Genomic DNA, 2,434 nt, shown 5'->3' on the forward strand with positions numbered 1-2,434 from the left:
CGTTATGGAGAGACCCCGATGGCCACCCAGCGCATCCTTGACTTCCTCGCCACCCGACGTCCGAACGGCCCGTGCCTCGTCGTCGACCTCGATGTCGTGCGCGACAATTTCCGCGCCTTCGAGAAGGCGTTGCCCGATTCCAAGATCTACTATGCGGTGAAAGCAAACCCGGCGCCGGAGATCCTGCGCCTGCTTGCTGCGATGGGCTCGTCCTTCGACACCGCATCGGTTGCCGAGGTCGAGATGGCCATGGACGCCGGCGCGCCGGCCGACCGCATCTCCTTCGGCAACACCATCAAGAAGGAGCGTGATATCGCACGCGCCTACCAGCTCGGCATCCGCCTGTTCGCGGTGGACTGCGTCGAGGAGGTCGAGAAGATCGCCCGCGTCGCACCCGGCGCGCGCGTCTTCTGCCGCGTGCTGACCGACGGCGAGGGCGCCGAATGGCCGCTGTCGCGCAAGTTCGGCTGCGTGCCGGCAATGGCGGTCGACGTGCTGCGCCATGCCAAGGCGCTCGGCCTCGACGCCTATGGCGTGTCGTTCCATGTCGGCTCGCAGCAGACCGATCTCACGGCCTGGGACCGCGCGCTGGGCGATGCCAAGAAGGTGTTCGCGACGCTCGCCGACGAGGGCATCGTTCTGAAAATGGTCAATATGGGCGGCGGCTTCCCGACCCGTTACCTGAAGGACGTGCCGGTGGCGCAGGCCTACGGCCAGGCGATCTTCTCGGCGCTGCGCAAGCATTTCGGCAACGCGCTGCCCGAGACCATCATCGAGCCAGGTCGTGGCATGGTCGGCAATGCCGGCGTCATCAAGTCGGAAGTCGTGCTGATCTCGAAAAAGGCCGACAACGACAATGTGCGCTGGGTGTTCCTCGACATCGGCAAGTTCGGCGGCCTCGCCGAAACCATGGACGAGGCGATCCGCTACCCGATCGTCACCGCCCATGACGGCACCGAGACCGCGCCTTGCGTGCTCGCCGGTCCGACCTGCGATTCGGCCGACGTGATGTACGAGAAGACGCCCTATCCGCTGCCTCTGTCGCTGACCATCGGCGACGAGGTGCTGATCGAAGGCACCGGCGCCTACACGACGACCTATTCCTCGGTCGCCTTCAACGGCTTCGAGCCGCTCCGATCCTACGTGATCTGACCGGTTCGCAAGAACCGTTCTGATCATCCCAGGTGGGCGCATGTTCGCCCACCCGGGCTCGCCTGTGGAACAGACCTCCGCTCGTGAAGGATCGCGGACATGGAATACCTGATCAAATCGGCCATCGCGGCCACCGACATTGCCCCCTCATCCGGCCCTTCGGATCAGCTCTTCTTCGCGGGGGAGAAGAGCCCGATGGCAGCGCTTGCGCCCTCCCTGGCCCAACGGGCACAGGCTGGCTCGCGCGGCGAGCCGGGTGAGGGGGCCTCACAGGCTCCGGCATTCACCGTCGTGGCGGAAAGCGCCGGCGATATCGAGGCGCGCGAGGACCTGCTCGACCGCGCCATGGGACCTGGCCGTCGTAGGAAGTCGTCGGAGAAGCTGCGGCGCGGCCGCCGGCCCTCGGAAGGCCTGGCCTTTGTCGCACGCGATGCCTCGGGCGCGGTCCTCGGCACCGTGAGGCTTTGGGATGTGACGTTGGGCGAAGGCGGTCCGGCGGCCCTTCTACTCGGACCGCTTGCCGTCGAACCGGCGCTCAAGGGCTCCGGTGTCGGTTCGGCGCTGATGCGGCATGCGGTGACTGAAGCGGCGCGCCTCGGCCATGGCGCCATCCTGCTCGTCGGCGACGCGCCCTACTACGGGCGCTTCGGATTTTCGGCGGCGAAGACCGGCGCCCTCGCGATGCCCGGCCCCTATGAGCGGCACCGCCTGCTGGCGCTGGAACTGATGGAGGGCGTGCTCGACGACGCACACGGCACGCTTAAGGCTGCGGGACGCAAGCAGAAGGCGCAGTCGCTGGCCGCCTAGACATCATCCCAAAGAGTGGGAACCGGTTTTGTGCAAGGTCACGGTCAAACCGAAAGAAAACGCCGCCCATCGAGGCGGCGTTTTGCTTTGATCTTGGCGCTGTCGTCAACCAAGCAACTGGCTTAGCGCCATGGCGACAGTCATGTCGCCCTCGACCTTTATCTTGCCGGACATGAAGGCCATGGTCGGGTTGAGGTCGCCGGCGAGCAGCGAATCCAGATCGTCGAGCGACAGCTTGACGGTGCAGTCGGTCGGCGCATCGGTGGTGGAGACCGTGGCGCCGTCGATGACGATGACACCGTCGCTGCCGGTGTCGAACTTGACCGAATGCTCGAAGCCCGCGCTTGCCACGCGCGACTTGATCCTGTCGGCAATCTCCTGAACGCTCACGGCGGTTCTCCTCATCTTGTTGCGTTTGATACGCGGCGGCGCATTGCCGGGGCATGTCGCGATCACGGTCGCTGACGCATATAGC

The 2,434-nt window shown here is 65.7% G+C and carries 3 protein-coding genes; 2 read left to right on the forward strand and 1 reads right to left on the reverse strand.

Going from position 1 to position 2,434, the window contains the following annotated elements; all coding sequences use genetic code 11:
- The first annotated feature begins 18 nt into the window (after positions 1-18).
- Positions 19-1,152, forward strand: coding sequence for an ornithine/lysine decarboxylase (odc2, locus tag EN742_RS31865; protein WP_126058448.1), 1,134 nt, complete (start codon positions 19-21; stop codon positions 1,150-1,152).
- A 99-nt stretch (positions 1,153-1,251) separates the two neighbouring features.
- A complete protein-coding gene (locus tag EN742_RS31870; RefSeq protein WP_348627221.1) occupies positions 1,252-1,959 on the forward strand; it encodes an N-acetyltransferase in 708 nt (235 codons plus the stop codon).
- 105 nt (positions 1,960-2,064) lie between these two features.
- Here the strand turns inward: EN742_RS31870 and EN742_RS31875 are convergent, their stop codons facing one another.
- Positions 2,065-2,349, reverse strand: a complete 285-nt coding sequence (locus tag EN742_RS31875) for an SCP2 sterol-binding domain-containing protein (RefSeq protein ID WP_127405792.1) — start codon at positions 2,347-2,349, stop codon at positions 2,065-2,067.
- Positions 2,350-2,434: the final 85 nt, after the last annotated feature.

Origin of the sequence: Mesorhizobium sp. M4A.F.Ca.ET.020.02.1.1 (assembly GCF_004022645.1) — a bacterium.
Taxonomy (GTDB): domain Bacteria; phylum Pseudomonadota; class Alphaproteobacteria; order Rhizobiales; family Rhizobiaceae; genus Mesorhizobium.

Bases quoted from the DNA above. Each gene is read 5' to 3' on its own strand.
- odc2 (WP_126058448.1), top strand. From the start codon at position 19: ATGGCCACCCAGCGCATCCTTGACTTCCTCGCCACCCGACGTCCGAAC.
- EN742_RS31870 (WP_348627221.1), top strand. From the start codon at position 1,252: ATGGAATACCTGATCAAATCGGCCATCGCGGCCACCGACATTGCCCCC.